Source organism: Microtetraspora sp. AC03309 (assembly GCF_020826795.1).
GTDB classification, from domain to species: domain Bacteria; phylum Actinomycetota; class Actinomycetes; order Streptosporangiales; family Streptosporangiaceae; genus Microtetraspora; species Microtetraspora glauca.
This window is the reverse complement of sequence record NZ_JADDIL010000014.1, coordinates 64,738-91,231: the sequence shown is the minus strand read 5'-3', so window position 1 is coordinate 91,231 and position 26,494 is coordinate 64,738. Positions and strand designations below refer to the sequence as shown.

Sequence of the window (26,494 nt, the reverse complement as noted above, 5' to 3'; positions counted from 1 at the left end):
TCAGCCGAACACCTTCTGGACATGGTGGAGGCCGCGAACCAGAGCGTCGATCTCGGCCGTCGTGTTGTACAGGTAGAACGACGCCCGCGTGGTCGCCGGAATTCCGAACCGCAGGTGAAGCGGGCGGGCGCAGTGGTGTCCTACCCGGACGGCCACGCCGAACACGTCGTCCAGGATCTGGCCGACGTCGTGCGGGTGGATGCCCTCCAAGGTGAACGAGACCGTGCCGCCACGGGCGATGACCGTGCGCGGACCGATGATCCTCAGCCCCGGGATCTCCCGCAGCGCCTCCAGGGCGTAGCCGGTGAGCTCCCTCTCGTGCTGCTTGATCGCGTCCATGCCGATCGACGTGAGGTAGTCGACCGCGGCGCCGAGGCCGACGGCCTCCACGATCGGCGGCGTCCCCGCCTCGAACTTGTGCGGCAGCGGGGCGTAGGTCGAGCGGTCCATCCAGACCGCCTCGATCATCTCGCCGCCGCCGAGGAACGGCGGCATGGCGTCGAGCAGCTCACGGCGGCCCCAGAGCACGCCGATGCCGGACGGGCCGACCATCTTGTGCCCGGTGAAGGCGACGAAGTCGACGTCGAGGTCGTCCACGTCCACCCGCTGGTGGGGCACCGACTGGGAGGCGTCGACCATCATCAGCGCGCCGACCTCGCGGGCCCGCGCCAGGATCGGGGAGATCGAGTTGACCGTGCCGAGCACGTTCGACTGGTGCACGATCGAGACGATCTTCGTGCGCTCGTTGACCAGCTCGTCGAGGTCGTCCAGCGAGAGGCGTCCCTCGTCCGTGACGGAGAACCAGCGCAGCTTCGCGCCGGTGCGCTGCGCGAGCAGCTGCCACGGCACGATGTTGGAGTGGTGCTCCATCTCCGTGATGACGATCTCGTCGCCGGGGCCGACGCGGAACCTGTCGTCGGTGTTCACGGGGTTGCCGAAGGCGTAGGCGACCAGGTTGATCGCCTCGGAGGCGTTCTTCGTGAAGATGACCTCGTCCCGCGACGGCGCGCCGATGAACCCGGCCACCTTGTCACGGGCGGCTTCGTACGCCTCGGTGGACTCGCTGCCGAGCGCGTGCAGGGCCCGGCCGACGTTGCTGTAGTGCTGGGCCAGGTGCTCGCGCATCGTGTCGATCACCTGGTTGGGCTTCTGCGAGGAGTTGCCCGAGTCGAGGTAGACCAGGGGCCGGCCGCCGGGCAGCTCGCGGGAGAGGATCGGGAAGTCCTTCCTGACCCTCTCCACGTCGAAGCTCGGAACGCTCATTACGCGGACGCCTTCACGTAGGCCTCGTATCCCTCGTCCTCCAGCTTGTCGGCGAGCTCGGGGCCGCCCTCCTCGACGATCCGGCCGCCGGCGAAGACGTGCACGAATTCGGGCTGCACGTAACGCAGGATGCGGGTGTAGTGGGTGATCAGCAGCACGCCGGTGTCGCCGGAGGCGCGGAACCGGTTGATGCCCTCGGAGACGACGCGCAGCGCGTCGACGTCGAGGCCCGAGTCGGTCTCGTCCAGGACGGCGATCTTCGGCTTGAGCAGCTCGAGCTGGAGGATCTCGTGCCGCTTCTTCTCACCGCCGGAGAAGCCCTCGTTGGTGTTGCGCTGCGCGAAGGCCGAGTCGATGGACAGGGCGTCCATGCCGTTCTTCAGGTCCCTGGCGAAGTCACGGAGCTTCGGGGCCTCGCCGCGGACCGCGGTGACGGCCGAGCGCAGGAAGTTGGAGACGCTGACGCCGGGGACCTCGACGGGGTACTGCATCGCGAGGAACAGGCCGGCGCGGGCGCGCTCGTCCACCGACATGGCCAGCAGGTCCTCACCGTCGAGCAGCACGCTGCCGGAGGTGATGGTGTACTTCGGATGCCCCGCGACCGCGTAGGCGAGAGTGGACTTGCCGGAGCCGTTGGGCCCCATGATGGCGTGCGTCTCGCCCGCGCTGACGGTCAGGTTGACCCCGCGGAGGATCTCCTTGTCGCCGACGGCGACGTGCAGGTCACGAATCTCAAGGGTTGACACGTATTACTCCTTCGAGAGCGAGACGTACACGTCATCGCCGTCGATCTTGACTCGGTAGACGTTCACGGGCTTGGTGGCCGGCGGGCCGGTGGGCTTGCCGCTGCGCAGGTCGAAGCACGAGCCGTGCAGCCAGCACTCGAGGGTGTGGTCGTAGACGTCGCCCTCGCTCAGCTTCACCTCGGCGTGCGAGCACACGTCGTGCAGCGCGAAGACCTCACCGCCGGTGCGTACGAGCGCGACCGGGGTCTCCCCGACCTCGACGCCCAGGGCGCCGTCGTCGGGGATGTCGCTGACCTTGCAGACCTTCTCGAAACTCATCGCGCGAGCTCCGCCTCCACCGCGGACAGCACGCGCTCGCGGATCTCCTCGACCTCGATCTTCTCCAGGAGCTGGGCGAAGAAGCCGTGCACCACGAGGCGCCTGGCCTCGTCGTACGGGATGCCGCGGGCCTGCAGGTAGAAGATGTGCTCGTCGTCGAGACGGCCGGATGCGGAGGCGTGGCCCGCCCCGGCGACCTCGCCGGTGAGGATCTCCAGGTTCGGCACCGAGTCGGCGCGGGCGCCGTCGGTGAGGAGGAGGTTCCGGTTGAGCTCGTAGGTGTCGGTGCCCTCGGCCTCGGCCCGGATGATCACATCGCCGATCCACACGGCGTGCGCTCCTTCGCCCTGCAGCGCACCCTTGTAGGTCACGTTGCTGCGGCAGTTGGGCACGGCGTGGTCGACCCATAGGCGGTGCTCCAGGTGCTGCCCGGCGTCCACGAAGTAGAGGCCGGTCAGGTCGGCGTCGCCGCCCGACGCGCTGTACGACACGGACGGCGAGAGCCGTACGAGGTCGCCGCCGAGGGTCACCACGAAGGACCGGAACGTCGCGTCCTTGCCCAGCTGCGCGTGGTGGTGGGAGACGTGGACGGCGCCGTCGGCCCAGTCCTGCAGGCTGACGACCTTGAGGGTGGCGCCCTCGCCGATCGCGAACTCGACATTGTCGGCGTAGACGGCGCCGCCGGTGTGGTCCAGGACCAGCACCGCCTGGGCCATCGGCTCGACCTTGACCAGGATGTGGCCGAAGGCCGCTCCGTGGCCGGCGCCCTCCGCGAGGCCGCGCACGTTGACCACGGTCGGCCGGGAGGCCACGACCTCCCGGGGCACCGTGATGATCGTCGCCTTCTCGAACGAGGCGTACGCCTGCGCGCTGACCCGGTCGGCCGGCACGTACGCCTGGCCGATCCTGGCGTCGTCGCGGCCGACCGTCTCGACGGTGACCTCGGGCGCCGCGGCCACGTCGATCACGACGTTCCCCGTGGGGGCGGCCGTGCCGTCGTGGAGTCCCTTGAGGCGGGACAGCGGCGTGAAGCGCCACTCCTCCTCGCGGCCGGTCGGCACCGGGAAGTCGGCCGGGTCGTACGAGGACTCCGCGTGGAGCTTGGACACCGGCATCGTTTCCAGACCCATCAGCCGACGGCCCCTTCCATCTGCAGCTCGATCAGGCGGTTCAGCTCCAGGGCGTACTCCATCGGGAGCTCCCTGGCGATCGGCTCGACGAAGCCGCGCACGATCATCGCCATCGCCTCGTCCTCGTTCAGGCCGCGGCTCATGAGGTAGAAGAGCTGGTCCTCCGAGACCTTGGAGACCGTGGCCTCGTGGCCCATCGAGACGTCGTCCTCGCGGACGTCGACGTAGGGGTAGGTGTCGGAGCGGCTGATCTGGTCGACGAGCAGCGCGTCGCACTTCACCGTCGAGGCCGACCCGGCGGCACCCTCCTCGATCTGCACGAGACCGCGGTAGGAGGTGCGGCCGCCGCCGCGGGCGACGGACTTGGACACGATCGTGCTCGACGTCTTCGGCGCGAGGTGCACCATCTTGGCGCCGGCGTCCTGGTGCTGGCCCTCACCGGCGAAGGCGACCGACAGGGTCTCGCCCTTGGCCCGCTCCCCCATGAGGTAGACGGCGGGGTACTTCATCGTGACCTTGGAGCCGATGTTGCCGTCGATCCACTCCATGGTCGCGCCCTCGTACGCCACGGCGCGCTTGGTGACCAGGTTGTAGACGTTGTTCGACCAGTTCTGGATGGTCGTGTACCGGCAGCGGGCGCCCTTCTTCACGATGATCTCGACGACCGCGGAGTGCAGCGAGTCGGACGAGTAGATCGGCGCGGTGCAGCCCTCGACGTAGTGGACGTAGGAGTTCTCGTCCACGATGATCAGGGTGCGCTCGAACTGGCCCATGTTCTCGGTGTTGATCCGGAAGTAGGCCTGCAGCGGGATCTCCACGTTGACGTTCGGCGGGACGTAGATGAACGACCCTCCGGACCAGACCGCGGTGTTCAGCGAGGCGAACTTGTTGTCGCCGACCGGGATCACCGAGCCGAAGTACTCCTTGAAGAGCTCCTCGTGCTCCTTGAGGCCGGTGTCGGTGTCGACGAAGATGACGCCCTTCTCCTCAAGGTCCTCACGGATCTTGTGGTAGACGACCTCCGACTCGTACTGCGCGGCGACGCCGGCGATGAGGCGCTGCTTCTCCGCCTCGGGGATGCCGAGCTTGTCGTAGGTGTTCTTGATGTCGGCGGGCAGTTCGTCCCAGGAGGCGGCCTGCTTCTCCGTGGAGCGCACGAAGTACTTGATGTTGTCGAAGTCGATGCCGGTGAGGTCCGAACCCCAGGTCGGCAGGGGCTTCTTTCCGAACAGCCGCAGGCCCTTGAGGCGCAGGTCCAGCATCCACTCCGGCTCGTTCTTGAGCGCGGAGATGTTGCGGACGACCTCCTCGGAGAGACCGCGGCGGGCCGCGGCTCCGGCCACGTCCGAGTCGGCCCAGCCGAACTTGTAATTCCCGAGGCCTTCAAGCTCCGGGCGGTCGGTGACAGTCACCTTCCGGACTCCTTGCTCGTCGTTTCATGACTACGCGCGTGCCGTACGGCCAACGCGTGAGAACTCACGTGTGTGGTGCAGACCCCGTCGCCGTTGGCGATCGTGGCCAGTCGTTGCACCGGTGTGCCGAGAAGTTGCCCGAAGGCCTCTGTCTCGGCTTCGCACAGCTGCGGGAACGCCGCGGCCACGTGCGCGACCGGGCAGTGGTGCTGGCAGAGCTGCTCGCCCCCTTTGCCCGTCTCGGTCGCCGAGGCCGCGTAGCCCTCGGCGGACAGCGCCTCGGCCAGCACGCGGATCCGCTGGTCGGCGGGGACCTCGCGCATGACCGACTCCAGTCTGCTGACCAGGCCGGACACCTGTGCCCGCGCGAACTCGGACACGGCCTCGTCGCCCATGCGCTCGGCCAGGAAGCGCAGCGCGCTGCCCGCCAGGTCGTCATAGGCGTGGACGAAGGTGCTGCGACCCGCGTCGGTGATCGCGAACAGCTTCGCCGGCCTGCCCCTGCCCCGCTGGCCGCGCGGCCGTGCCGTACGGGGTTCGATCATCCCGTCGGCGAGCAGCGCGTCCAGGTGACGGCGGACGGCGGCGGGCGTGAGCCCCAGCCGTTCGCCCAGGGAAGCGGCCGTCACCGGGCCGTGTTCCAGGATGAGACGCGCGACCCGCGCGCGTGTGCCCCGCTCGGCCGACAGATGGGCGGCGGAGGCGTTCGCGGCGGACGTGTTCCCGGACGTGTTCCCGGCTGTGCTCTCGGACGCGCCGGATCGCCGCGCGGTGGCGGCGTTCTCGGCGTGCGTCTTCCCGGGCACGTATTTCACAACATCAGTGTGCCGTAATTCCTTCCCGCGCCACAAATGAAGAGGGAGCCGTCCGGAATGCAATTTGTCACGCAGGGTAGCCTTACCTAACCTGCTCGGACGGGCCCCGGCACGCGCGAGGAGACCTCCGGCGGCGGAGGCACACCGTCGCCTCCCTAGACTCGTTTCGTCAAGAAGTGTGTCCCATCTGGCTGGGGGGAGGCCGGTAGCGTGGGGACTGCCGGCCACTGTGTGCCCCGGTGTCTGCCATGGTGCGGACGGCAGGCAGGAGAACCATGATGCCGGACGCCGCGAACACGCGATCCGCGGGAGACGCGGCCAGCGCTCCCGCGGTCGAGGTGCGCGACCTCGTCAAACGCTACGGTCGCACCACCGCGATCGACGGGCTGACGCTGTCCTGCGCCCGCGGCGAGGTCACCGCGATCCTCGGTCCCAACGGCGCGGGCAAGACGTCCACGATCGAGATCTGCGAGGGATTCCGCCGGCCGGACGGGGGCTCCGTGCGCGTGCTCGGCCGCGACCCGTCCGACTCCTCCCTGAAGGCGCGGGTCGGCGTGATGCTCCAGAGCGGAGGGGTGCCGCCCGCGATGCGCGCCGGGGAGTGGCTGCGCCTCATGGCCCGCTTCCACGCGCACCCGCTCGACCCTGCCGCGCTCCTCGACCGCCTCGGCCTGAGCGAGCACGCCCGTACGCCGTACCGGCGACTGTCCGGCGGGCAGCAGCAGCGGCTGTCGCTGGTCGGGGCCATCGTGGGGCGGCCGGAGCTGGTCTTCCTCGACGAGCCGACGGCGGGCCTGGACCCGCAGGCCAGGTACGCCTGCTGGGACGTCGTCACCGGCCTGCGCGAGGCAGGGGTGTCCGTCGTCCTCACCACGCACTACATGGACGAGGCGGAGAAGCTCGCCGACCAGGTGATCATCATCGACCATGGGCGGGTCGTCGCCACCGGAACCCCCGCGACGCTGACCGGCGCGGAGCGCCAGCTCCGGTTCCGGGCCCGTCCCGGGCTGAACCTGGACGAGCTGCTCAGCGCCCTGCCCCAGGGAAGCGCCGCCAAGGAGTCGCCCGCCGGGCACTACATCATCGAGGGTCAGGTCGCCCCCGGACTGCTCGCGACGGTCACCGCGTGGTGCGCGAGCGAGGGCGTCACCACCGAGGACCTCAGCATCGAGCGGCGCACCCTCGAAGACGTCTTCCTCGAACTCACCGGCCGGGAGCTGCGATGACCCCCCTCAGGCGGGGCCAGGCGCGGCCGGCCCCCTCCGATCGGACCACGTGATGACCTCGACGCTCGACTTCGCCCCCCGTCCGGGGGCGGCCCCGCTGCCGCGGATGGTGCTGGCGCAGGCGGGCGCGGAGATGCGCGCCATGCTGCGCAACGGCGAGCAACTGCTGCTCACCCTGATCATCCCCGTGCTGCTGCTCGTCGGCTTCTCACGGGCGCCCCTGATCAGCGTGGACGGCACCCGCGTCGACTTCGTCACCCCCGGCGTGCTCGCGCTCGCGGTCATGTCGACGGCCTTCACCGGCCAGGCGATCGCCACCGGGTTCGAACGCCGGTACGGCGTGCTCAAGCGCCTGGGCGCCACGCCCCTGTCCCGGCCGGGGCTGATGTTCGCCAAGACCACCGCGGTCCTCGGCGTCGAGGTGATCCAGGTCGCGGTGATCACCGTGGTCGCGCTGCTGATGGGATGGTCCCCGCACGGCGACCCGCTCTGGATCGCACTGCTCATCGTGCTCGGCACCGCCGCGTTCAGCGGGCTCGGCCTGCTGATCGCCGGCACGCTCAGGGCCGAGGCCACGCTGGCCGCGGCCAACCTCGTCTACCTCGTCCTGCTGGGGCTCGGCGGCGTCGTGTTCCCGGTCGCCTCGTTCCCGGAGGGCGTCCGCCCGATCCTGGAGCTCCTGCCCATCACCGCGCTGACGAACGGCATGCGCTCGGTGCTGGCCTCCGGCGGCGGGTGCCCCACCGGCCCGGTGCTCGTGTTGCTCGTGTGGGCCGTGGTCACGCTCGGGCTGGCCGGCCGCACCTTCCGCTGGGAGTAGGCGCCCGGGAGAGGGCCTGGAGAGCGGCGCCCGGGAGGGCGCCGAGGAACGGCACAGAGGAACGGCACGGAGGCGAGCGCGGCGGACGAGCCCGACCTCGGTGCCATGCGACTCGAACCGAGGCGATAGGTTCTGCGCTCGGATCGACTCGGATCGAGTGGTCGGCGCCGGTTCGAGGCGGCCGGCGAACGTGGGAGGTGGCGGCCGGATGACGGCTGAACCCGTGTGGGGGGCGGCGGAGCCGTACCGGATCAGGCCGTTGCGCGCCCGGCGGGCCGGGGCCGGTCCCGGCGCGCTGCTGCGGGCGGCGTCGGACTCGATCCCGCCGCCCGGCCTGGTGCTGCTCGCGATCCTGTCCGTGCAGGTGGGCGCCGGGCTGGCCAAGAACCTCTTCGCCGAGCTGTCGCCGAGCGCCGTGGTGTTCCTGCGTATCGCGATCGGCGCGCTCATCCTCGTGCCGGTGGCCCGGCCCCGCCTGCGGGGTCTCACCCGGCGCGACCTCGCCGTCGGCGCCGCCTTCGGGCTCAGCCTCGGCCTGATGAACCTGTCGTTCTACGAGGCGCTGGCCCGGCTGCCCATGGGGATCGCGGTCGCGATCGAGTTCATCGGGCCGCTCACCGTGGCGGTCGTCGCCTCCCGGCGGCGGCTCGACCTCCTCTGGGTGGCGCTGGCCGGCGCCGGGGTGATCCTGCTCGCGCCGTGGGGCGGGGCGGGCGGCGCCGACTGGGTGGGCATCGGATTCGCCGCGCTCGCGGGTGCCCTGTGGGCCGCCTACATCGTGCTGTCGGCGGCCACCGGCGCCCGGTTCCCCGGGTCCAGCGGGCTCGCGCTCGCCATGGTCGTCGCCACCGTCGCCGTCGCCCCGGTGGGGGTGGTCTCCGGCGGCGCCGATCTGCTGCGCCCCGAGATCCTGCTGCTGGGGGCCGGGGTCGGGCTGCTCTCCTCGGTCATCCCGTACTCGATCGAGCTGGAGGCCCTGCGGAGGATGCCGAAGCGGGTCTTCGGCATCCTCATGAGCCTCGAACCCGCCGTCGCCGCCATGGTCGGCCTTCTCGTGCTCGGCGAGTTCCTCGAGGTGCGCGAGTGGGCGGCGATCGGCTGCGTCGTCATCGCCTCCATCGGCGCGACCAGATCCGGCTGAACCGGGCACCGGTCGGGCGGGCCTACGCTCCCGGATTGCCCGGCTGTCCGGCGCTCTCCGGCCGCTCCGGGATCTCGGGGCTCTCCGGCCGCTCCGGCCGCTCCGGGCTCTCGGGCTTGTCGGCCCAGATGCCGCGCACGTGCTGGATGTGGTGGCTCATGACGCGCTCCGCCGCTCCCGCGTCGCCCCGGACGAGGGCGTCCACGATGCTGACGTGCTCGCGGGCCGAGTTGATCAGGGTGCCGCGCTCCGACAGGCCGCGCAGGCCGTACAGGCGGGCCCGGCCGCGCAGGTCGCGGATCACCTCGACGAGGTGCGTGTTGCCGGACAGGCTCAGCAGTCCCAGATGGAAGCGCATGTCGGCGTTGACGTAGGCGATCAGGTCGCCGCTCCGCGCCGCCGCGACGATCTCCTCCGCGACCGGCCGCAGCTCCTCGAAGTCGGCGGCCGCGCGGGTGCCCGCCAGCCGGGCCACCGTCGGGACCTCGATGAGCTGGCGGATCTCGGTGATCTCGTCGAGATCGCGGTCGGTCATCTCGGTCACCCGGAAACCCTTGTTGCGCACAGCCTCGACCAGGCCCTCCTTGGCCAGGTCGAGCATCGCCTCGCGTACGGGGGTCGCGGACACGCCGAACTGCGCGGCGAGCACCGGCGCGGAGTAGACCACGCCCGGCCGCATCTCGCCCGCGACCAGGGCGTCCCGCAGCGCCTGTGCCACCTGCTCGCGCAGGCTCTGCCGCTCGCCCACCAACGGCAGGCCGAGCCCGTCCGCGGCCGAAGGCGCCATGTCCCCACCCTCTTTCGTGCTCACTGGAGATCTCCCCGCCGGGAGGTCCACGCCTCGTACGCGGCGGCGGCGACCACAAGGTCCTGCCAGGCCATGCCCACGCTTTTGAAGACGCGGGGGCCCGAGCCGGGGTCAACACGGCCGGCGACGAGTTCGGCGAGGTTCCCGGCGAGATGGTCAGCCGTGATCCTACCGTCCCGTATCGGGACGACCAGGTCCCCGGCCTCCGTCAGGGCCGCGGAGCGGGCCTCCACGACGACGACCGCCCGGGCGACGAGGTCGTCGTCCAGCTCGCGCGCGCCGGGTTCGTGCGATCCGACGGCCACGACCACGGCGCCGTCGCGGACCAGACGGCCGGGGAACAGCGGGGTTCTCGCGGTCGTGCAGCAGGCGATCAGGTCGGCCTCCTCGACCGCCCGGTGCCACGCCGGATCCGACGCGGGATGGGAGCGTGCGGTCAGCCCCTCGGCGGCGCAGCGCTCCGCCAGCCGGGCCGCGCCGCCGGCATCGCGGGCCACCACGGTGACCCGATCCACCGGCCGCTCCTCCCGCAGGGCCGCCACGTGCCCCCACGCCTGCGGGCCGCTGCCGAACACCACCAGCGACCGGGCGTCCGGCGGCGCGAGACGCCGTACGGCGAGCGCCGAGACCGCGGGCGTGCGCAGCGTGGTCAGCGCCGTGCCGTCCATCGTCGCCACGGGGCTCAGCGTGGCGGCGTCGAGAAGCAGGTGGACGGCCTGGATCCGGGGCAGCCCGCGCGCGGGGTTGTCCGGCGCCACCGTCGCGATCTTGACGCCCGCGTACGCCCCCCAGAACGCGGGCATGAGGAGGAGCTGTCCCGCCGGAACGTCGACGACCGGCCGCGGCGGGGTCGTCTCGGGGTCGAGCCCGCCGCGCAGCGCGTCCTCCAGAGCCTGGACGGCCCGGCCCGGCGGCACGAGCCCGCGCACCGTATCCCCGTCCAGGTAGGGCAGCCCGTCGTCCAGGTGGGGCACTCCGTTCATCCGCCCGTCCCCCTCATCTCGCCCCCTCATCTCGCCCCCCGCGTCTCGCGTCCTCGTCTCGTCCCGCCCGCGTCACCGGAGGGTGAATCCGGTGCCGAGGGGGTCCCGGGGGTCGAGCGTGAACCGGTGCTCCCCGGTGCGGAACGCCGTGCCCTCGATCTCCGGGACGATCGCGGGCCGTCCCGCCTCCTCGGTCACCGCGGCCACGCTCGCCAGGAACACGCTGCCCGCGATGCCCTCGTGCCGCAGGGTGACCGTCCTCGGGTCGGGGTGGTTCCCGGCGAGCAGCGCCAGCCGCGCGGCGGTGCCGGACCCGCACGGGGACCGGTCGACCTCCCCGTCCGCGAAGACGGTCACGTTGCGCTGGTGGTACCGGTCGCCGTCCGACCCGAGATCGTCGTGGAAGATCACGCCGTAGACGCCGGAGAGCCGGTCGTCCACGGGATGCCGCGACGACGGGTGCCCGGCCAGGTCGGCCTTGATCGCCCGGCCGAGGGCGATCAGCTCGGTGAGGTCTCCCGGGGTCACCGCGAGGCCGAAGGCGGCGGCCGGAACGGAGGCGTAGATGGCTCCGCCGTACGCCACATCCACCGCGGTCCCGAGCGCGGGCACGTCGCGGGCGACGGTGTAGGACGGCACGTTGCGGAACGTCACCGCCTCGACCCGCCCGCCCGCGCAGCGCACCCGCGCGAGCACCCGGCCCGACGGGACGTCCACCGCGACGTCGGTCTCGCCGTCGGGGTCCGCCGGCACCAGGCCGTACTCCACGGCGTAGGCGCCGAGGGCGATGGTGCCGTGCCCGCACGCCGTGGAGTAGCCGTCCTTGTGCCAGAACAGCACGCCCAGGTGGGCTCCGTCGTCGTCGGGCGGGACGAGGAAACAGCCGTACATGTCGGCGTGGCCCCGCGGCTCGTGGCAGAGCAGCCGCCGCACGGCGTCCACCTCGGGAGCGGCGGCGGCCGTCCTGCGGTCCAGCACCGTCGCGCCGGGGATGTCCGGCGCTCCGGAGACCACGATCCGGAACGGCTCGCCGCCGGTGTGGTAGTCGACCGTGCGGACGTCCCGGCTCGTCGCCATCCGGGCGGGCGCCCATGCCGCGCTCCCCGCGTTCATCCCTGTGCTCACTCCGGTGTCCGTTCCCGTTCCAGCGCTCGCCCCACATCCATCACAGGCATGTCCGTCACGCGCGGGCCCATCACACGCCGCCCAGGTACGCCTCGGCGACCCGCGTGTCCTCGCGCAGGTCAGCGGCCGTCCCCGTCAGGACGCATGTCCCGTTCTCGATGACGTATCCGCGGTGCGCGATCTTCAGCGCGGCCCTGGCGTTCTGCTCGACCAGCAGCACCGCCGTGCCCTCGGCGTTGATCTCCCTGATCACGTCCATCACGGCGGCGACCACCAGCGGGGCCAGGCCCATGGACGGCTCGTCGAGCAGCAGCAGGCGGGGTCCGGTGACCAGCGCGCGGCCGATGGCGAGCATCTGCTGCTCGCCGCCGGACAGCGTGCCGCCCTGCTGACCGCTCCGCTCGGCCAGGCGGGGCAACAGCGCGTACACCCGGTCGATCCGCCGCCGGACCTCGGCCTGGTCGCCCACCGCGTACCCGCCGAGCAGGAGGTTGTCGTGGACGCTGAGCGTGCTGAACACCCGCCGCCCCTCGGGGACGTGCACCAGGCCGAGCCGGACGATCGCGCTCGGCTTGGCGCCAGTGATGTCGCGCCCCTCGTAGGCCACCCGTCCCGCGCTGGGCCGGACCAGCCCGGACACGGCCGACAGGGTCGTCGTCTTGCCCGCGCCGTTGTTGCCGAGCAGGGCGACGACCTCGCCCTCCCCGACGGTCAGGGACAGCCCGCGCAGCGCGTGGACGCCGCCGTAGTGGACGTCCAGCCCGTCGATCTCAAGCGCCGCCATCGCGTCCTCCCGCCACGCTCGCCCTGGCCTCCTCGATCTCGGCCTCGTCGGCGTCCCTGCCGAGGTACGCCTCGACGACCTCGGGATCGCGCCGCACCTCGTCCGGGGGCCCGTCGGCGATCTCCCGCCCGAAGTTGAGCACGACCACCCGCTGCGAGACGTCCATCACCAGCCCCATGTCGTGCTCGATCAGGACGATCGCGACGCCGAGCTCGCGGACGCGGCGGATGAGGTCGAGCGTCTCGGCCTTCTCGCCGTGGTTGAGGCCGGCCGCGGGCTCGTCCAGCAGCAGCAGGTCGGGTTCGCGGGCGAGCGCCCTGGCGATCTCCACCCGCCGCTGCTCGCCGTACGGCAGGGCGCGGGCGGGGCCGTACCTGTCGCCGCGCAGCCCGACGAAGTCGAGCCAATGGTGGGCCTGCTCGGTGCTCTCCCGCTCGCCCCTGCGGTAGCGCGGGGTGTGCAGCAGCGCGTCGAAGACGTTCTGCCTGATCCGCAGGTGGGTGCCCGCCCTGACGTTGTCGAGGACGGACATCTCGCCGAAGAGACGAAGGTTCTGGAACGTCCGCGCCACGCCGAGCGCGGCCACCGCCGAGGGCCGCAGCCCGGTGATGTCGCGCCCGCGCAGCCGTACGGCTCCCGCGGTCGGCCGGTAGAAGCCGGTCACGCAGTTGAACGCGGAGGTCTTGCCCGCGCCGTTGGGGCCGATCACCGAGACGATCTCGGCCTCGCCGACGCCGAAGGACAGCCCGTCGATGGCGAGCACGCCGCCGAAGGAGAGCCGCAGGTCCTCGACGGACAGCAGCGGGGCGTTCGCCGTGCTCTTCACTGTGCTCTTCACTGTGCTGTTCACTGGGCGGCCTCCCGGGACCTGGCCGGCCACAGGCCCTGCGGCCGGACCAGCATCACGATGATCAGCAGCACGCCGAAGGCGAGGTAGCGGTAGTCGGCCAGGTCGCGCAGCAGCTCGGGCAGCACGCTGATGACCACGGCGCCGACGACGACGCCCCTGATCGAGCCCATGCCGCCGAGCACGACGGCCATCAGCACCAGCGCGGACTGCAGGAACGTGAAGCTCGTCGGGGAGATCGCCGACAGGTGCGCGCCGAACAGGACCCCGGCCAGCCCGCCCCAGATCGCCCCGGCGACGTAGGCCGCCATCTTGACCTTGTAGGTGTGCACGCCCATGGCCTCGGCGGCGTCCTCGTCCTCGCGGACGAACCGCCACGCCCGGCCCAGGCGCGACCGGCCCAGCCGGGCGGCGCCGACCACGGCGAGCGCGACGATCAGCACGGTCACGTAGTAGAAGGAGACCGGGCCCCCGGTCAGCCCGGGGATGCCGTAGATCCCGGACGGCCCCCCGGTCACGTCGAGGTTGTTCGCGGTCACCCGGATGATCTCGCCGAAGCCCAGCGTGACGATCGCCAGGTAGTCGCTGCGCAGCCGGAGCGTCGGGGCCCCGATGACCAGGCCGGCGATCACGGTGACCACCAGCACGGCGGGCAGCGTGGCGACCAGCGGCAGCCCCAACCGGGTGGACAGCACCCCGCTCGTGTACGCGCCGACCGCGAAGAAGGCGACGTATCCGAGGTCGAGCAGGCCGCAGTAGCCGACGACGATGTTGAGCCCGGCCGCCAGCATCACGAAGATGGCGGCGCTGGTCATCACCGACAGCGCGTACGGCGTGGCGTTGACGAAGGGCGCGAGCAGCGCGACGAGCAGCCCGGCGAGCCCGGCCCACCGGTTGTCCATCAGCCGCGACGCGATCGAGCGCGGCCCGGCGCCACGGGGTCCGGTGCGGCGGGGCGGGATGCCCCCGCTGGGAGCGTCCGTGGTGGAAGCGTCCGTGGTGGAAGCGTCCGTGGTGGGAGTGCCCGTGGTGGTGTCGGAGGCGGGGCCGGCGCCGGTGGGCGCCTGGTCCCCCGGCCCGGTCACACCCGCTCCGTGACACGTTCGCCGAGCAGGCCGGTCGGCCGCACGGTCAGGAACAGGATGAGCACGCCGAAGGCGAAGACGTCCCGCCACTCGCCGCCCAGCCAGAAGGTGCCGAACGATTCGAGCAGGCCGAGGAGCAGCCCGCCCAGCATGGTGCCGGGGATGTTGCCGATGCCGCCGATCACGGCCGCCGTGAACGCCTTGAGGCCGATCAGGAAGCCCATCATGAAGTCGATCTTTCCGTAGTGGGCGCCGGCCATGACTCCGGCGGCGCCGGCGAGGGCGGAGCCGAGGAAGAACGTCCGGGAGATGACGGCGTCCACGTCGATCCCCATGAGCGCGGCGGCCTTGGGGTCGAGCGCGACGGCCCGCATGGCCCGCCCTTCCCTGGAGCGGGTGACGAGCAGGTTGAGGCCGATCATGAGGAGGACAGCCACGCCGACCAGGGCGAGCTGCTGGAGGGTGACGCGGGCGCCGAACACCTCCAGCGAGGTGCCGCCCAGCCGCACCGGGTAGACGCGGGGGTCGGCGCCCGAGGCGGCCCGCATGCCGTACTCCAGGGCGAAGGAGGCGCCGACCGCGGTGATGAGCAGCGAGAGGCGCGGGGCGCCGCGGAGCCGGCGGTAGGCCACCCGCTCGAGCAGCACCCCGGCGAGGCCGGTGACGCCCATGGTGAGTACGAGCACGAAGAGCAGCAGGGGCAGGGCCATGCCCGCGGACACGCCACCGGCCGCGCCGAGGACGGCGAAGCCGATGAACGCGCCGAGCATGTACAGGTCGCCGTGGGCGAAGTTGAGCAGCTTGATGATCCCGTAGACCATGCTGTAGCCGAGCGCCACGAGCGCGTAGAACGACCCGACGAAGAGTCCGTTCCAGACCAACTGTGACATGTCACGATTCCCTGGAGGTCACTGGAGCGCGTCCTGGAGGGCGAACTTGCCGTCCTTGACGACCAGGATCTGGAAGCCGCCGGTGCTCAGGGTGTGCTCGGGCGTGAACTTCAGCGGCCCGGAGAACATCGAGAACCCGTCGATCGCCTCAAGGGCGGCGATGACCTTCTGGCCGTCGGTGCCGCCGGCCTTGGTGACCGCCTCGGCGGCCAGCCGTACGGCGTCGTAGGCCTGGTTGGAGTACGGCCCCGGCTCGGAGCCGAACTTCTTCGTGTAGTCCGCGATCCAGCTCTCCGCGCCTTGGAGCGTGTCCGGGGTCTGGGTCATGGTGGCGTAGACGCCCGTGGCCGCCTCGGCTCCGGCGATCTCGATCAGCTTGGGCGAGACCGAGCCGTCCCCGACCATGATCTTGCCCTGGTAACCGGCCTGGCGGAGCTGCCTGGCGATCAGGCCGCCCTCCTGGAAGTAGCCCGTCCAGTAGACGTAGTCGGGCTTCTTGGCCAGCACCTTGGTGATGTTGGCGCTGTAGTCGCTCTCCTTGGGGGTGACCGCCTCGAGGATCGCGGTCTCCGGGCCACCCGGCTCGTCGACCAGGGTCTGGGTCCGCAGCGCGATGTCCTTGGAATAGCTGGTGTTGTCGTGCATGAGGGCGACCTTCGTGGCCCCATCCTTGGTCATCCAGGCGGCCGCGGCTCCGGCCTGCTGCGAGCCGGTGCCGTTGATGAGGAAGACGTTCTTGAGCTTCTGGTCGACCAGTTCCTGCGAGTTCGCCGCCGGAATGATCATGGGGATCCCGGCCTTGCCGAAGATCGGCAGCGTGGGCAGGGTGGCGCCCGAGCAGTAACCGCCGATGGAGACGTGGACGCCCGCCGTCACCAGCTTGTTGGCGCCCGCGGCGGCCGTCTGCGGGTCGCACGCGTCGTCGGCGGTCTTCAACTCCAGCTTGCGGCCGAGGACGCCGCCCTTGGCGTTGATCTCGTCCACCGCGAGCTGGGCGGCGTTGCTCATGTAGGGACCGATCGCCGCCTCGCTGCCCGACTGCGGGATCAGCATGCCGAGCACGATCGGCTCGTCCTTCTTCTCAGCGGAGCCGGCGTCGTCCCCGCCGAGCAGACCCTGCCCGCAGCCCGCGGTCATCAGGGCCGCCGATGCCATGACGACCGCGAGAGCCGTCCCGTAGAGCTTGCGCATCCGCGCCTCCTCTTCCGAATGTGGAATGTGACATTGCACGTCCTCGGAAGATCGCGTCAAGGTCTGATATCAGACCGTTAGCCCCCTGTGAAGACACCGCCGCGAAAAGGTAAGCAACACCCCCCCCCGAGCGCATCACTGAAGATCGTTTTTGGGACCCGAGGCGCCGGGGTTGGACGATTGGCCGGCCCGCGCCCCGGAAACCCCACGTGCGCCACTACCGTTTCGACTGAATCGCCGTATTGATCGCAGTCGCCTACGTGGCCGTGATCCTCGCGTTCGGCGTCACCGCACTGATCACCGGAGACGGCGAAACCCTCCTCCGGATCGTGACGCACGAGATGGCGAACGGAGCAGCCGCCCGAATGGTGACCGCCCGGGGTGGGGACTCCGAATCATTCCCCTCATATCCACTCAGACCAGAGGGCATTCGGTAACCGTTCAATTACAGATGGTCACCAATTGGCGCGCCAGCAGCCCAGCCCACTTTACGGTCACGCTGTGCTTACGAGCGAACACGAAGTCATCGTGCGCCTGTTCCATGAACGTCCGGTTCTGGCGGCCGAGCTTCTCACTGAAACCCTCAAGATCCCCCTGCCCGACTACGACCACGCGGCCGTGGAGTCCGGCGACCTCACCGAGGTCACCCCCACCGAACTCCGCGCCGACTCCGTCATCGTCTTCCGCAAGAAACAGTCCGACGCCGACCCCGAGCCTGTCCTCGCCGTGGTCATGGAAGTCCAACGTGGTCGGGACAATGGCAAACGCTGGTCCTGGCCGATGTACCTCATCAGCCTTCGCACCCGCATGAGGTGCCCCGCGATCCTGCTTGTGGTCTGTCCCGACGCCGCGATCGCCCATTGGTCCCGGCACCCCATCGAGCTGGGCCATCCGGGGCTGACGCTGACCCCACTCGTCGCCGGCCCCACTGAAGTCCCCATGATCCTCGACCCGTGTGACGCGGCCGAAGACCCGGAACTCGCTGTGCTGTCGGTGATCACCCACGCCGACACGCCGCAGGGCCCCGACATTCTGAACGCCCTGCTCAAAGCCGTACATGACCTCGACCCGTACAAGGGCGGCCGATACGCTGACATGGTACGTGCGGCGCTGCCCCGTGAGATCTGGGAGCACCTGGAGAAGCTCATGAAGACCGAAACCTACGAATACCTCAGCGAGTGGGCCCGCAACAACATTGCTCAAGGCAAAGCGGAAGGCAAAGCTCAAGGCAAAGCGGAGTCGATCCTCCAGGTACTGTCCGCACGTGGCCTCGAGGTGCCGGACGACGTACGCGCCGAGATAGGCGCCTGCACGGACATCGACCAGCTCGATGCCTGGATCCGCGCGGCCGTCGCCGTCGAGTCCGCCCGCGACCTGCTCGACATCTGACAAACGAGAGCCGGCCCGCCCCCGCGAGCGACAGCGCGATCACGAGGGTGTCCGGACCTGTTTCCGTGAAGCGGATCCTGGACACCCTCGCACTGTCCGCGGTCTGGGCCGCACGCCCGGCCCGTCACTGCCCGACCTTCGGATCAGAGCAGGAACCCGGCGGGGAAGGGGTCGCGCGGGTCGAGGAAGTACTGCGCGGTCCCGGTCACCCACGCCCGCCCGGTGATCGCGGGGACCACCGCGGCGACGTCGCCGACGGTCGTCTCCTCCACCAGGCGGCCGACGAACCGGGTGCCGATGAACGACTCGTTGACGAAATCGGTGTCCAGCGGCAGCTCCCCCCGCGCGTGCAGCTGCGCCATCCGCGCGCTCGTGCCCGTACCGCACGGCGAGCGGTCGAACCAGCCCGGATGGATCGCCATCGCGTGCCGGGAGAGCCGCGCGTCCGAGCCCGGCGCGACGAACTGGACGTGATGGCAGCCGCGGATCCCGGGATCCTCGGGGTGCACCGGCTCGTCCCGGTCGTTGATCGCCGCCATCACGGCGAGTCCCGCGTCGAGGATCTCCTGCTTGCGCGACCGTTCGAAGGGCAGCCCGACGGACTCGATGGGCAGGATCGCGTAGAAGTTGCCCCCGTAGGCGAGGTCGTAGGCCACCTCACCGAGGCCGGGCACCTTCACCGTGCGGTCCAGCGCGACGCTGAACGACGGCACGTTGGTGATGGTCACCGCGACGGCCGCGCCGTCCTCGACCCGCACCTCGGCGGTCACCAGCCCCGCCGGAGTGTCCAGCCGGATCACGGTCACCGGCTCGGTCACCTCGACCATCCCCGTCTCGACGAGGACCGTGGCGACGCCGATGGTGCCGTGGCCGCACATCGGCAGGCAGCCGGACACCTCGATGTAGAGCACGCCGAAGTCGGCGTCGGGCCGGGTGGGCGGCTGCAGGATCGCCCCGCTCATCGCCGAGTGGCCGCGCGGCTCGTACATCAGCAGCGTGCGCACGTGGTCGAGGTTGGCCAGGAAGTACTCCCTGCGCTCGGCCATGGTCGCGCCCGGGATCACCCCCACCCCGCCGGTGATCACGCGGGTGGGCATGCCCTCGGTGTGGGAGTCCACCGCGTGGAAGACCCGCTTCGTCCTCATCGCACCCCTCTCCGGTCCGCTCTCCGATGCGCCGGTCCGGAATCACCGGACCGGCCGATGGTACGGCGACGCCCCACTAGCGCAACCCCTCGGCGAGCGCCTTCTCGGTGGCGGCGCGCACGGCGGCCTCCTGCTCGGCGGTGAGCGGCCGCCTCGGCGGACGGCACGGCCCGCCCCTGCGTCCGGCGATGTCCATGGACAGCTTGATCGCCTGGACGAACTCCGTCTTGGAGTCCCAGCGCAGCAGCGCGTGCAGGGACCGGTACAGCGGGAGCGCGGTCTCCAGGTCGCCGGCGACGGCCGCGCGGTAGAGCTCGACGGTCGAGGCGGGCAGCGCGTTGGGATAGCCCGCGACCCAGCCGACCGCCCCGGCGAGGGCCACTTCGAGCAGCACGTCGTCCGAGCCGATGAGCACGTCCAGCCCGGGGGCGAGTTCGGCGATCTCGTAGGCCCGCCGCACGTCCCCGGTGAACTCCTTCACACCCACGATGAGCCCTTCGGCGTACAGCGTCGCGAGCAGCCGGGGCGTCAGGTCCACCTTGGTGTCGATCGGGTTGTTGTAGGCAATGACGGGCACACCGGCGGCGGCCACCTCGCGGTAGTGCGCCAGGACGGCCCGCTCGTCCGCCCGGTACGCGTTCGGCGGCAGCAGCATGACGGCCCGACAGCCGGCGTCGCGGGCCTGCTCGGCCCAGCGGCGCGCCTCCAGCGCGCCGTAGGCGGCGATGCCCGGCATGACCCGGTCGCCGCCGACGGCCGCGACCGCGGTCTCCACGACGCCGGCCCGCTCCTCGGGCGTCAGCGTCTGGTACTCCCCAAGGGAGCCGTTGGGCACCACGCCGTCGCATCCGCTGTCCACCAGCCACCGGCAGTGCTCGCCGTACGCGTCGTGATCGACGGTCAGGTCGTCACGCAGCGGCAGCGCGGTGGCCACCATCACTCCGTGCCAGGGCTTCTCACGTGTCGTCATCAAGTGTCCTTCCATCCATGGCGGCGAGGTCGCCGAGGCGTACGGGCTGGGCTATCGGCCGCCGGGGCGGCGCCGGGTCCTCCCCGGCGAGGCGGGCCACGGCGTGGCCGCAGATCCGGCCCTGGCACCAGCCCATCCCGGGCCGGGCCAGCAGTTTGATGGAGCGCGCGTCGGCGGCGCCCAGGTCGCGGACCTCCTTGATCCGGCCGTAGGGCACCTCCTCGCAGCGGCAGATCAGGGTGTCGTCGCGCAGCCAGGACATCCAGCCGTCCCTGACCGGGTAGGCGCGCAGCAGCGCCAGCGCGAACCCGGCGAGCCGCCGCCTCCTGGCCTCCATGCGGGGATCCTCGGGGTCTCCGGCCGCGGGGGCGCCCAGGGCGTCGGCCACGACGGCGCGGCCCGCGATCGCTCCTTCGAGCGCGGCCAGGTCGGCGCCGCCCACCCCCGTGGTCTCCCCCGCGGCGTACACGCCTTCGACGCTGGTCCGCATGCGCCGGTCCACCCGCACGACGGGGCCACGGTCGGCGTCCCCGGCGATCTCGCAGCCGAGCTGCGCCGGAAGGTCGAGCTGGGGCACGAAACCGTAGCCCACGGCGAGGGTGTCGCACTCGATCGTCTCGTAACCGCCCCGGTAGGGCCGCCAGTCCGCGTCCACCTTCGCCACCGTCACGTGGGTCAGCTCGCCGTCGCCGTGCGCCGCCACCACCGCACGGCCGCCCTTGTACGGCACGCGGTGCCGGGCCAGGCGGTAGCCGTACGCGAGCGCCTCGGCGGCCTTGCCCGGCCGGGCGAGCGCCTGGGGCGCGAGCCCGAACCGGCCGCCCGCCTCGAAGACCCCGGCGACCTTCGCGCCCGCCTCCGCCAGCGAGGTCGCGACGGGCAGCAGGAACGGTCCGGTCCCCGCGACGACGACGCGCCGCCCGGCGAGCACGAGGTTGCCCTTGAGCAGGGCCTGGGCGGCGCCCGCCGTCATGACCCCGGGCAGGTCCCAGCCCGGGAACGGAAGGACGCGGTCGTACGCGCCGGTCGCGATGAGCAGCCGTGCCGCCGCGACGGTGCGCGCCCGCTCCTCCCTCCCTTCCAGGCAGTGGACGGCGAAGCCGCCCTCCGGCCCGTGCTCGACGGCCCAGACCCGGTGGCCGAGCAGGACGTCGGCGCCGCCGAGCGCCTCGCGGAGCCGTACGAACGTGGAGAAGCCGTGGTGGAGCGCACCGGGCCGCGCGGCGTTGAACCCGTCCGGGAGCTGGCGGAAGTACTGGCCGCCGATCCGCGCCCCGGCGTCCAGCACCGCCACGCGCAGGCCCGCCCGCGCCGCCACGCCCGCCGCCGCCAGGCCGGCCGGCCCCGCGCCCACGATCACCAGGTCGTACGCGGTCACGAGGTGGTCACCTCGTCCCCGGGACGGGCCTCGGTCAGGCAGGCCCGCAGGTTCTCCACCCCGTTGACCGTGACGAGGCAGTCGAAGCAGACGCCGATGCCACAGAACAGGCCACGCCGGCGGTCGCCGAACCGGGTCGTGCGCCAGGTGCGGATCCCGGCGGCGTGGAGGGCCGCGCCGACGGTCTGGCCCGGCACCACCGGAACGGCCCGCCCGTCCACGCGCACCTCGAACCCCGGATCGGGCCGTGCCCCCACCAGCCGGTACGGCGAAGCCCCGGACATGCCGCCTCCCTTGTCCACGTTGCCGCTCACCGCGCCGTCCACGCGGCCGGTGCCGCCGGTGCGGTCGGCATGGTCGGTACCCTCGGCGCCGGTCACGCTGTTCACGCCGTTCACGCTGTCCACGCCGTTCATGCGGCCGCTCCGGCGAAGCGGCCGGGGCTGAAGGGCTCCGGATCGAGTTCGGGCTCCGCTCCCGTGATGAGCTGCGCGACGAGGAGCCCGGTCACCGGGGCGAGGCCGATGCCCGCGCCCTCATGGCCGCACGCGTGGTACAGCCCGGGGACCCGCGGGTCGGCCCCGATCACCGGCAGATGGTCGGGACAGTAGGGCCGGAAGCCGCAGTAGGCCCGGATCGCCCGGACGTCGGCGAGCGCGGGGAACAGGGCGACCGCCTGCCGGGCCAGCCGCGCGAGCACGGGCAGGGAGACGGTCCGGTCGAAGCCGACACGCTCGCGGCTGGCGCCGATGAGGACGGTGCCCGCCTGGGTGGCCTCCACCACGGCCGACGTCTCCAGGCCCTCGGAGTCGCTGGCCACGTTGGTCACGTAGGCGGCCGTGTAGACCTTGTGCCGGACCAGCGGCCCGGAGGCCCCGGAGGGCCCACCCGACGGCCCTCCGGTCAGTGGCTCGGTGACCAGGATGAAGCCCCGGCGCGGCAGGATCGGCAACTCCACGCCCGCGAGCGCGGCGATCTCCCCGCCCCACGTGCCGCCCGCGTTGACCACCGCGCCGGCCGGGATGTCGCCCGTGGCGGTGCGCACACCGGTGACCCGGCCGCCTTCCATGAGGATGCCGGTGACCTCGGTTCCGGTACGCAGAGTGACGCCCGGCCACCGCCGGATCAGCCGGGCGGCGGCGAGCATCGGCTGCACCTGGGCGTCCTGGGGGTAGAGGATCCCGCCGGCGAACCCCGGCGCGAGATGCGGCTCATGGTCGGCCAGCTCGTCGGCGGCCACGGGACGGGCCACGACACCGCTCCCGCCCTGGTGCCCGGCCAGCTCGGTCAGCGCGCGCAGCACCTCGTCGTTCTCCGCGACGACCAGGCCGCCCTTGGGTTCGTACTCGAACCCGCCGACTTCGCGGGCCTCGGAGGCCAGCTCGGTCCAGAGACGGCAGGACAGCATGGCGAGGTCGAGCTCGGGACCGGGCTCCTTGTCCGAGACGAGGACGTTGCCCTCACCCGATCCCGTGGTGCCCCCCGCGACGGATCCCCGGTCCACCAGCGTGACGGTCAGGCCCTCGCGGGCCGCGTAATAGGCGCAGGCGGCGCCGACCATTCCGGCACCGATGACCACGACATCCGGCACGCCCGCTCACCTCCCTTTCGGCTCAGTAATGTGTCATATTTCACTGGGTGGTCGCAATACCCGGCGATACCCGTCCAAACGGGCCGGAGGCAGGACCACCCCTACCGCCGCCTACCATTTGAGCGTGACCAGCCTCTCCGCCCAGATCCGTGATCGCGCCACCGGTTTCCACCGGTCGTACTGGCTGCCCAGCACTGTCACGATGCGTCGATGGGCGCTCGCGAGCGTCGTCGTCAACGCGGGTATCACGGTCACGGGCGCGGGTGTACGCGTGTCCAAATCGGGCCTCGGCTGCCCGACCTGGCCGAGGTGCACGCCGGACAGTTTCGTCCCGGCCCAGCACGACGCGCACTCCGCGTTCAACATGGCGATCGAGTTCGGCAACCGGCTGCTGGCCTTCGTGGTCCTCGCCGTCGCGGTCGCCTGCGTCCTCGCCGCCGTCCGGCTCGTCCGCGACACCGACGGCGGGGGCCGGGGCCGTCGCGACCTGGTACGGCTCGCCTGGCTCCAGCCGATCGGCGTGCTCGCCCAGGCGCTGTGGGGCGGCCTGGTCGTGCGGACCATGCTCAACCCGTTCACGGTGAGCGTGCATTTCCTGCTGTCGATCGCCATGATCGCGGCGGCGTACGCGATGTTCGCGCGGGCCGGGGAGGGCGACGAGCCGCCGCGGCGGCTCGTGCACCGGGACATCCGCACACTCGGCTTCGTCCTGCTGGGCGCGGTCGGCCTGCTCCTCGTCGCCGGCGTCGTGGTCACCGGGACGGGACCGCATTCGGGCGACGACGCCGCCTCACGGTTCGGTTTCGACATCGAGACCGTGGCCCGGCTGCACGCCGACATCGTCTGGATCGTCGTCGGCCTCACGTTCGCGCTGCTGTTCGCCCTCCACCTGACCGACTCGCCCGCGAGGGTCCGGCGGGCCGCTCTGGTGCTGTTCGGCGTGGAGCTGGCCCAGGGCGTGATCGGCTACGTGCAGTATTTCCTGGCCATCCCCGCCCTGCTCGTCCTGCTGCACGTGCTCGGCTCGACCCTGGTGTGGATCTCCACCCTGCGGGTCGTGTTCCTGATGCGGACCCGCGACCCCGTCGACCCCGAGGCGGACGGCCGCGCGGCGGCCACGGCGGGCGACGCCCAGCCCCTGGAGGCCGCGGCGCCGCACGGCGGGTCCGCCTGAGCGGCTACCCGACCTCCTCGACGAACGGCTCCAGCAGGCCGGGCACCGCCCGCGAGGCCAGCAGCAGCCCGTCGTCCTGGCCCACGTCCAGCACGTCATAGCGGCCCGCACCCGCGGCGGTCGTGGCCGACACGTTCAGCAGGCCGGCCCGGCGCTGGAACACCGACTGGCTGATCGTCCAGCCGACGATCCCCGCGCGGTCCAGGGCGACCGTCCTGCGCCGTGCCGTACCCGACCGGGTCAGCAGGTGCCGCCGGGTGAGGCCGTGGCCCAGCGAGCGATAGGCGTCGGCGGCGAGCGCCCATCCGGCCGGAACCGCCAGGACCGGCAGCGCCCACGCCCAGCCGGGCACCCAGGAGGTCCGCCAGTCGAGCACGCCCAGCCCGGCGGCGAGCGTCACCACGGTGAGGAGCGCCCGGCGCACCCGCCTGCCCCTGGCCGCCCGGGGGTGGCCGCGCAGCCCGGCGGGGTCGAACTCCTCCCGCAGGACGCCGGAGGCGATCCGGCGGGCCTCTCCCGCCGGCAGTGGCGGCGTCAGCGCGGCGACGTCCTCGGTCTGGTTCTCCTCCGCCTTCTTCAGGCCCGTCGCGACCGCCGTGACCCTCGCCCCGCCGCCCAGCCGCAACAGCAGCGGCTCCGCCACCGCCACCCCGCGCAGCCGCCGCTCCTCCAAGGTGAGCGAGCGGGTCGTGAGCAGGCCGCGGCGGATCCGCAGCGTGGCCGGTTCGCGCTCCAGGCGATACTTCCCCCACGACTCGGCGTACAGCGCGATCGCGCCCACCAGCCCCACCAGGACGTTGGCCAGCAGGAGGAGCGGGACGGTGAGCCACGGAGTGGCGGTGAACCACTCCCAGGCCCGTGCGGCGGCCTCCGACTCCGACGGCTCGAATCCCAGCGTGCCCAACAGCTTGTACAGGCCGCCCAGCACCAGCCCGCCGCCGACGACCGTCCACACCGTCAGCGGCGCGTACCTGATCCACGACCAGCGCAGCTCGGCGAGCGGCCCGTCCGCCTGTTCCGCCGGGCGCTCGGCCAGCAGGACGCGGCGCAGCGCCTCGGCCTCGGCCACGGCGAGCGCGTCGAGCGTGAGTTCCGCCCGCTCGCCGGAGGTGTGCTGGCCGGTGCCCACCTTCACCACGGCCAGGCCGAGCGCACGCCGTACGGGATCGGCGGTGACGTCCACGCTGCGCACCCGCTCGCGCGGGACGGCGCGGTGCTCCTTGGTCCAGATGCCGGAGCGCAGTTCCAGGCGCTGCCCGGTGAGGCGGTAGCGGGTGGTGCGCAGGCGCGCGGTCTCGTAGGCCGCGGCCGCGGCGGCGATGAAGACCGTCGCGCCCGCCCCCGCGGCGACGACCAGGCCGACGGCGACGTCCCTGCCGAGCAGGAAGCGCGCGAACGCGACCACCGCGGGCACCGCGACGCCGAGCGAGAACACGGCGGCCGCGGCCACGACGCGCGGGTGCGGCGCGAGCCAGTCGGTCTCCTCCCGCGCGGCGGCCTCTTCGGTGCCGAGGGTCATGTCGCGTCCCCGGGGGTGTTCTGGGTGATCAGGGTCAGGTGTTCGGCCAGCTCCGCGGCCAGTTCCCGGTCGAGCGCCTCGATCTTGACCGGACCGGCGGCCGAGGCCGTGGTCACCGTCACGCCGGCGAGCCCGAACAGCCGCTGCACCGGCCCGCGGACGGTGTCGACGGTCTGGATGCGCGACATCGGCGCGACCCGCCAGGTCTGCGTGAGCCAGCCCGTACGCGTGTAGACCGCCTCGCCGGTCACCTCCCAGCGCTCGACCCGGTAGTACGCCCGGGGCGCCAGGACGACGAACCCCAGGCAGACCAGCCCGAACGCGATCACGATCGCACCGAGCCAGACGGACCGGTCGGTGAGGAGCCAGTACGCCAGGGACGCGGCGATCATCAGCGGGACGGCGAGCAGCAGGGCCTGGACCGTCCACCACGCCACCGCGCGCGGGTCTGCCTGGTTGCGCGGCGGCCGCATCCGCAGGGACGGCGTCACGAGGTCCCGTCCTTGTTCAGCGTCTCGGAGGTCCCGAGCAGGGCGAACCCGAGCACCACGAGCGCGAGCGAGGCGAACACCTCGTATCCGGCCAGGATGTCGAGGTGGTTCACGATCAGGAGGTCGTGCGCCCACCTCCACCAGCCGAGCAGGTGGGTGACGGCTCCGCCCGCTCCCTGGACGACCGCCGCCCAGCCCGCGATTTCGAGCAACGTCTTCATGCTCCAAGCATCGGCTCGCGGCGTGGCCGGCC

At 71.8% G+C, this 26,494-nt stretch carries 27 protein-coding genes; 5 read left to right on the top strand and 22 right to left on the bottom strand.

The window, feature by feature from the left end; genetic code table 11:
• The 6 genes from IMZ11_RS10460 to IMZ11_RS10435 are packed head-to-tail and all read right to left on the bottom strand — an operon-like array spanning position 1 to position 5,558.
• Entirely contained in the window at positions 1-1,263 is a 1,263-nt protein-coding gene (locus IMZ11_RS10460; protein WP_228640028.1) for a cysteine desulfurase, read from the bottom strand.
• Positions 1,263-2,009, bottom strand: coding sequence for a Fe-S cluster assembly ATPase SufC (gene sufC / locus IMZ11_RS10455; RefSeq protein WP_228640026.1), 747 nt, complete (start codon positions 2,007-2,009; stop codon positions 1,263-1,265). Before sufC ends, IMZ11_RS10460 begins: the two co-directional genes overlap by 1 nt.
• 3 nt (positions 2,010-2,012) lie before the next feature.
• Positions 2,013-2,327: a non-heme iron oxygenase ferredoxin subunit gene (locus IMZ11_RS10450; RefSeq protein WP_061255586.1), complete on the bottom strand. Its 315-nt coding sequence runs from the start codon at positions 2,325-2,327 to the stop codon at positions 2,013-2,015.
• Positions 2,324-3,457 (bottom strand): Fe-S cluster assembly protein SufD, encoded by a 1,134-nt coding sequence (gene sufD / locus IMZ11_RS10445; protein ID WP_228640024.1) that lies wholly within the window; start codon positions 3,455-3,457, stop codon positions 2,324-2,326. Before sufD ends, IMZ11_RS10450 begins: the two co-directional genes overlap by 4 nt.
• Positions 3,457-4,869: a Fe-S cluster assembly protein SufB gene (sufB, locus tag IMZ11_RS10440; RefSeq protein WP_061255584.1), complete on the bottom strand. Its 1,413-nt coding sequence runs from the start codon at positions 4,867-4,869 to the stop codon at positions 3,457-3,459. Before sufB ends, sufD begins: the two co-directional genes overlap by 1 nt.
• Positions 4,866-5,558, bottom strand: coding sequence for a metalloregulator ArsR/SmtB family transcription factor (locus IMZ11_RS10435; RefSeq protein ID WP_228640155.1), 693 nt, complete (start codon positions 5,556-5,558; stop codon positions 4,866-4,868). The genes sufB and IMZ11_RS10435 overlap by 4 nt, the downstream gene beginning before the upstream one ends.
• A gap of 401 nt (positions 5,559-5,959) precedes the next feature.
• Between IMZ11_RS10435 and IMZ11_RS10430 the strand changes: the two genes are divergently transcribed.
• The 3 genes from IMZ11_RS10430 (at position 5,960) to IMZ11_RS10420 (ending at position 8,871) form a co-directional block, all read left to right on the top strand.
• Complete coding sequence (locus tag IMZ11_RS10430) at positions 5,960-6,910, top strand: ABC transporter ATP-binding protein (RefSeq protein ID WP_228640022.1); 951 nt, start codon at positions 5,960-5,962, stop codon at positions 6,908-6,910.
• A 52-nt stretch (positions 6,911-6,962) separates the two neighbouring features.
• Entirely contained in the window at positions 6,963-7,730 is a 768-nt protein-coding gene (locus IMZ11_RS10425; RefSeq protein ID WP_228640019.1) for an ABC transporter permease, read from the top strand.
• 208 nt (positions 7,731-7,938) lie between these two features.
• Positions 7,939-8,871, top strand: coding sequence for a DMT family transporter (locus IMZ11_RS10420; protein ID WP_228640017.1), 933 nt, complete (start codon positions 7,939-7,941; stop codon positions 8,869-8,871).
• 22 nt (positions 8,872-8,893) lie between these two features.
• Here IMZ11_RS10420 and IMZ11_RS10415 read toward each other — a convergent pair whose 3' ends face one another.
• The 8 genes from IMZ11_RS10415 to IMZ11_RS10380 form a co-directional block, all read right to left on the bottom strand.
• Entirely contained in the window at positions 8,894-9,682 is a 789-nt protein-coding gene (locus IMZ11_RS10415) for a GntR family transcriptional regulator (RefSeq protein WP_228640015.1), read from the bottom strand.
• A complete protein-coding gene (locus IMZ11_RS10410; RefSeq protein ID WP_228640013.1) occupies positions 9,679-10,662 on the bottom strand; it encodes an ornithine cyclodeaminase family protein in 984 nt (327 codons plus the stop codon). Before IMZ11_RS10410 ends, IMZ11_RS10415 begins: the two co-directional genes overlap by 4 nt.
• A 72-nt stretch (positions 10,663-10,734) precedes the next feature.
• The gene (locus IMZ11_RS10405) at positions 10,735-11,787 is read right to left on the bottom strand and encodes a proline racemase family protein (protein WP_228640011.1); all 1,053 of its coding nucleotides are present in this window, start codon (positions 11,785-11,787) and stop codon (positions 10,735-10,737) included.
• Between the two features lie 70 nt (positions 11,788-11,857).
• Positions 11,858-12,571, bottom strand: a complete 714-nt coding sequence (locus IMZ11_RS10400; RefSeq protein ID WP_061255578.1) for an ABC transporter ATP-binding protein — start codon at positions 12,569-12,571, stop codon at positions 11,858-11,860.
• Entirely contained in the window at positions 12,558-13,421 is an 864-nt protein-coding gene (locus IMZ11_RS10395) for an ABC transporter ATP-binding protein (protein WP_228640009.1), read from the bottom strand. The genes IMZ11_RS10400 and IMZ11_RS10395 overlap by 14 nt, the downstream gene beginning before the upstream one ends.
• Positions 13,418-14,503 carry a branched-chain amino acid ABC transporter permease gene (locus tag IMZ11_RS10390; protein ID WP_228640007.1) on the bottom strand — a complete coding sequence of 362 codons (1,086 nt, stop codon included), beginning with the start codon at positions 14,501-14,503 and terminating at the stop codon, positions 13,418-13,420. Before IMZ11_RS10390 ends, IMZ11_RS10395 begins: the two co-directional genes overlap by 4 nt.
• Complete coding sequence (locus IMZ11_RS10385) at positions 14,500-15,393, bottom strand: branched-chain amino acid ABC transporter permease (protein WP_228640005.1); 894 nt, start codon at positions 15,391-15,393, stop codon at positions 14,500-14,502. Before IMZ11_RS10385 ends, IMZ11_RS10390 begins: the two co-directional genes overlap by 4 nt.
• Positions 15,394-15,411: 18 nt before the next feature.
• On the bottom strand, positions 15,412-16,584 hold the full coding sequence (locus tag IMZ11_RS10380) for a branched-chain amino acid ABC transporter substrate-binding protein (protein ID WP_061255576.1): 1,173 nt from the start codon (positions 16,582-16,584) through the stop codon (positions 15,412-15,414).
• Between the two features lie 501 nt (positions 16,585-17,085).
• Here IMZ11_RS10380 and IMZ11_RS10375 point away from each other — a divergent pair.
• The gene (locus IMZ11_RS10375; RefSeq protein WP_228640003.1) at positions 17,086-17,973 is read left to right on the top strand and encodes a hypothetical protein; all 888 of its coding nucleotides are present in this window, start codon (positions 17,086-17,088) and stop codon (positions 17,971-17,973) included.
• A gap of 143 nt (positions 17,974-18,116) precedes the next feature.
• Here the strand turns inward: IMZ11_RS10375 and IMZ11_RS10370 are convergent, their stop codons facing one another.
• The 5 genes from IMZ11_RS10370 to IMZ11_RS10350 all read right to left on the bottom strand — a co-directional run bounded on the left by IMZ11_RS10370 (position 18,117) and on the right by IMZ11_RS10350 (position 23,057).
• On the bottom strand, positions 18,117-19,118 hold the full coding sequence (locus tag IMZ11_RS10370; RefSeq protein ID WP_228640001.1) for a proline racemase family protein: 1,002 nt from the start codon (positions 19,116-19,118) through the stop codon (positions 18,117-18,119).
• A gap of 76 nt (positions 19,119-19,194) precedes the next feature.
• The gene (locus tag IMZ11_RS10365) at positions 19,195-20,088 is read right to left on the bottom strand and encodes a dihydrodipicolinate synthase family protein (protein WP_228639999.1); all 894 of its coding nucleotides are present in this window, start codon (positions 20,086-20,088) and stop codon (positions 19,195-19,197) included.
• Entirely contained in the window at positions 20,075-21,466 is a 1,392-nt protein-coding gene (locus IMZ11_RS10360) for an FAD/NAD(P)-binding oxidoreductase (RefSeq protein ID WP_228639997.1), read from the bottom strand. Before IMZ11_RS10360 ends, IMZ11_RS10365 begins: the two co-directional genes overlap by 14 nt.
• Entirely contained in the window at positions 21,463-21,882 is a 420-nt protein-coding gene (locus tag IMZ11_RS10355) for a (2Fe-2S)-binding protein (protein ID WP_228639995.1), read from the bottom strand. Before IMZ11_RS10355 ends, IMZ11_RS10360 begins: the two co-directional genes overlap by 4 nt.
• Positions 21,879-23,057, bottom strand: a complete 1,179-nt coding sequence (locus IMZ11_RS10350; protein WP_228639993.1) for an FAD-binding oxidoreductase — start codon at positions 23,055-23,057, stop codon at positions 21,879-21,881. The genes IMZ11_RS10355 and IMZ11_RS10350 overlap by 4 nt, the downstream gene beginning before the upstream one ends.
• Before the next feature lie 124 nt (positions 23,058-23,181).
• On the opposite strand from IMZ11_RS10350, the gene IMZ11_RS10345 reads away from it, so the two are divergent.
• A complete protein-coding gene (locus IMZ11_RS10345) occupies positions 23,182-24,231 on the top strand; it encodes a heme A synthase (RefSeq protein ID WP_228639991.1) in 1,050 nt (349 codons plus the stop codon).
• Between the two features lie 4 nt (positions 24,232-24,235).
• Here IMZ11_RS10345 and IMZ11_RS10340 read toward each other — a convergent pair whose 3' ends face one another.
• From IMZ11_RS10340 to IMZ11_RS10330, 3 genes are read right to left on the bottom strand one after another with little or no spacing between them, the layout of a single operon-like run.
• The gene (locus IMZ11_RS10340; protein ID WP_228639989.1) at positions 24,236-25,750 is read right to left on the bottom strand and encodes a PH domain-containing protein; all 1,515 of its coding nucleotides are present in this window, start codon (positions 25,748-25,750) and stop codon (positions 24,236-24,238) included.
• Positions 25,747-26,241, bottom strand: coding sequence for a PH domain-containing protein (locus tag IMZ11_RS10335; protein ID WP_374462253.1), 495 nt, complete (start codon positions 26,239-26,241; stop codon positions 25,747-25,749). The genes IMZ11_RS10340 and IMZ11_RS10335 overlap by 4 nt, the downstream gene beginning before the upstream one ends.
• Positions 26,238-26,462, bottom strand: a complete 225-nt coding sequence (locus IMZ11_RS10330) for a hypothetical protein (RefSeq protein ID WP_228639987.1) — start codon at positions 26,460-26,462, stop codon at positions 26,238-26,240. The genes IMZ11_RS10335 and IMZ11_RS10330 overlap by 4 nt, the downstream gene beginning before the upstream one ends.
• Positions 26,463-26,494: the final 32 nt, after the last annotated feature.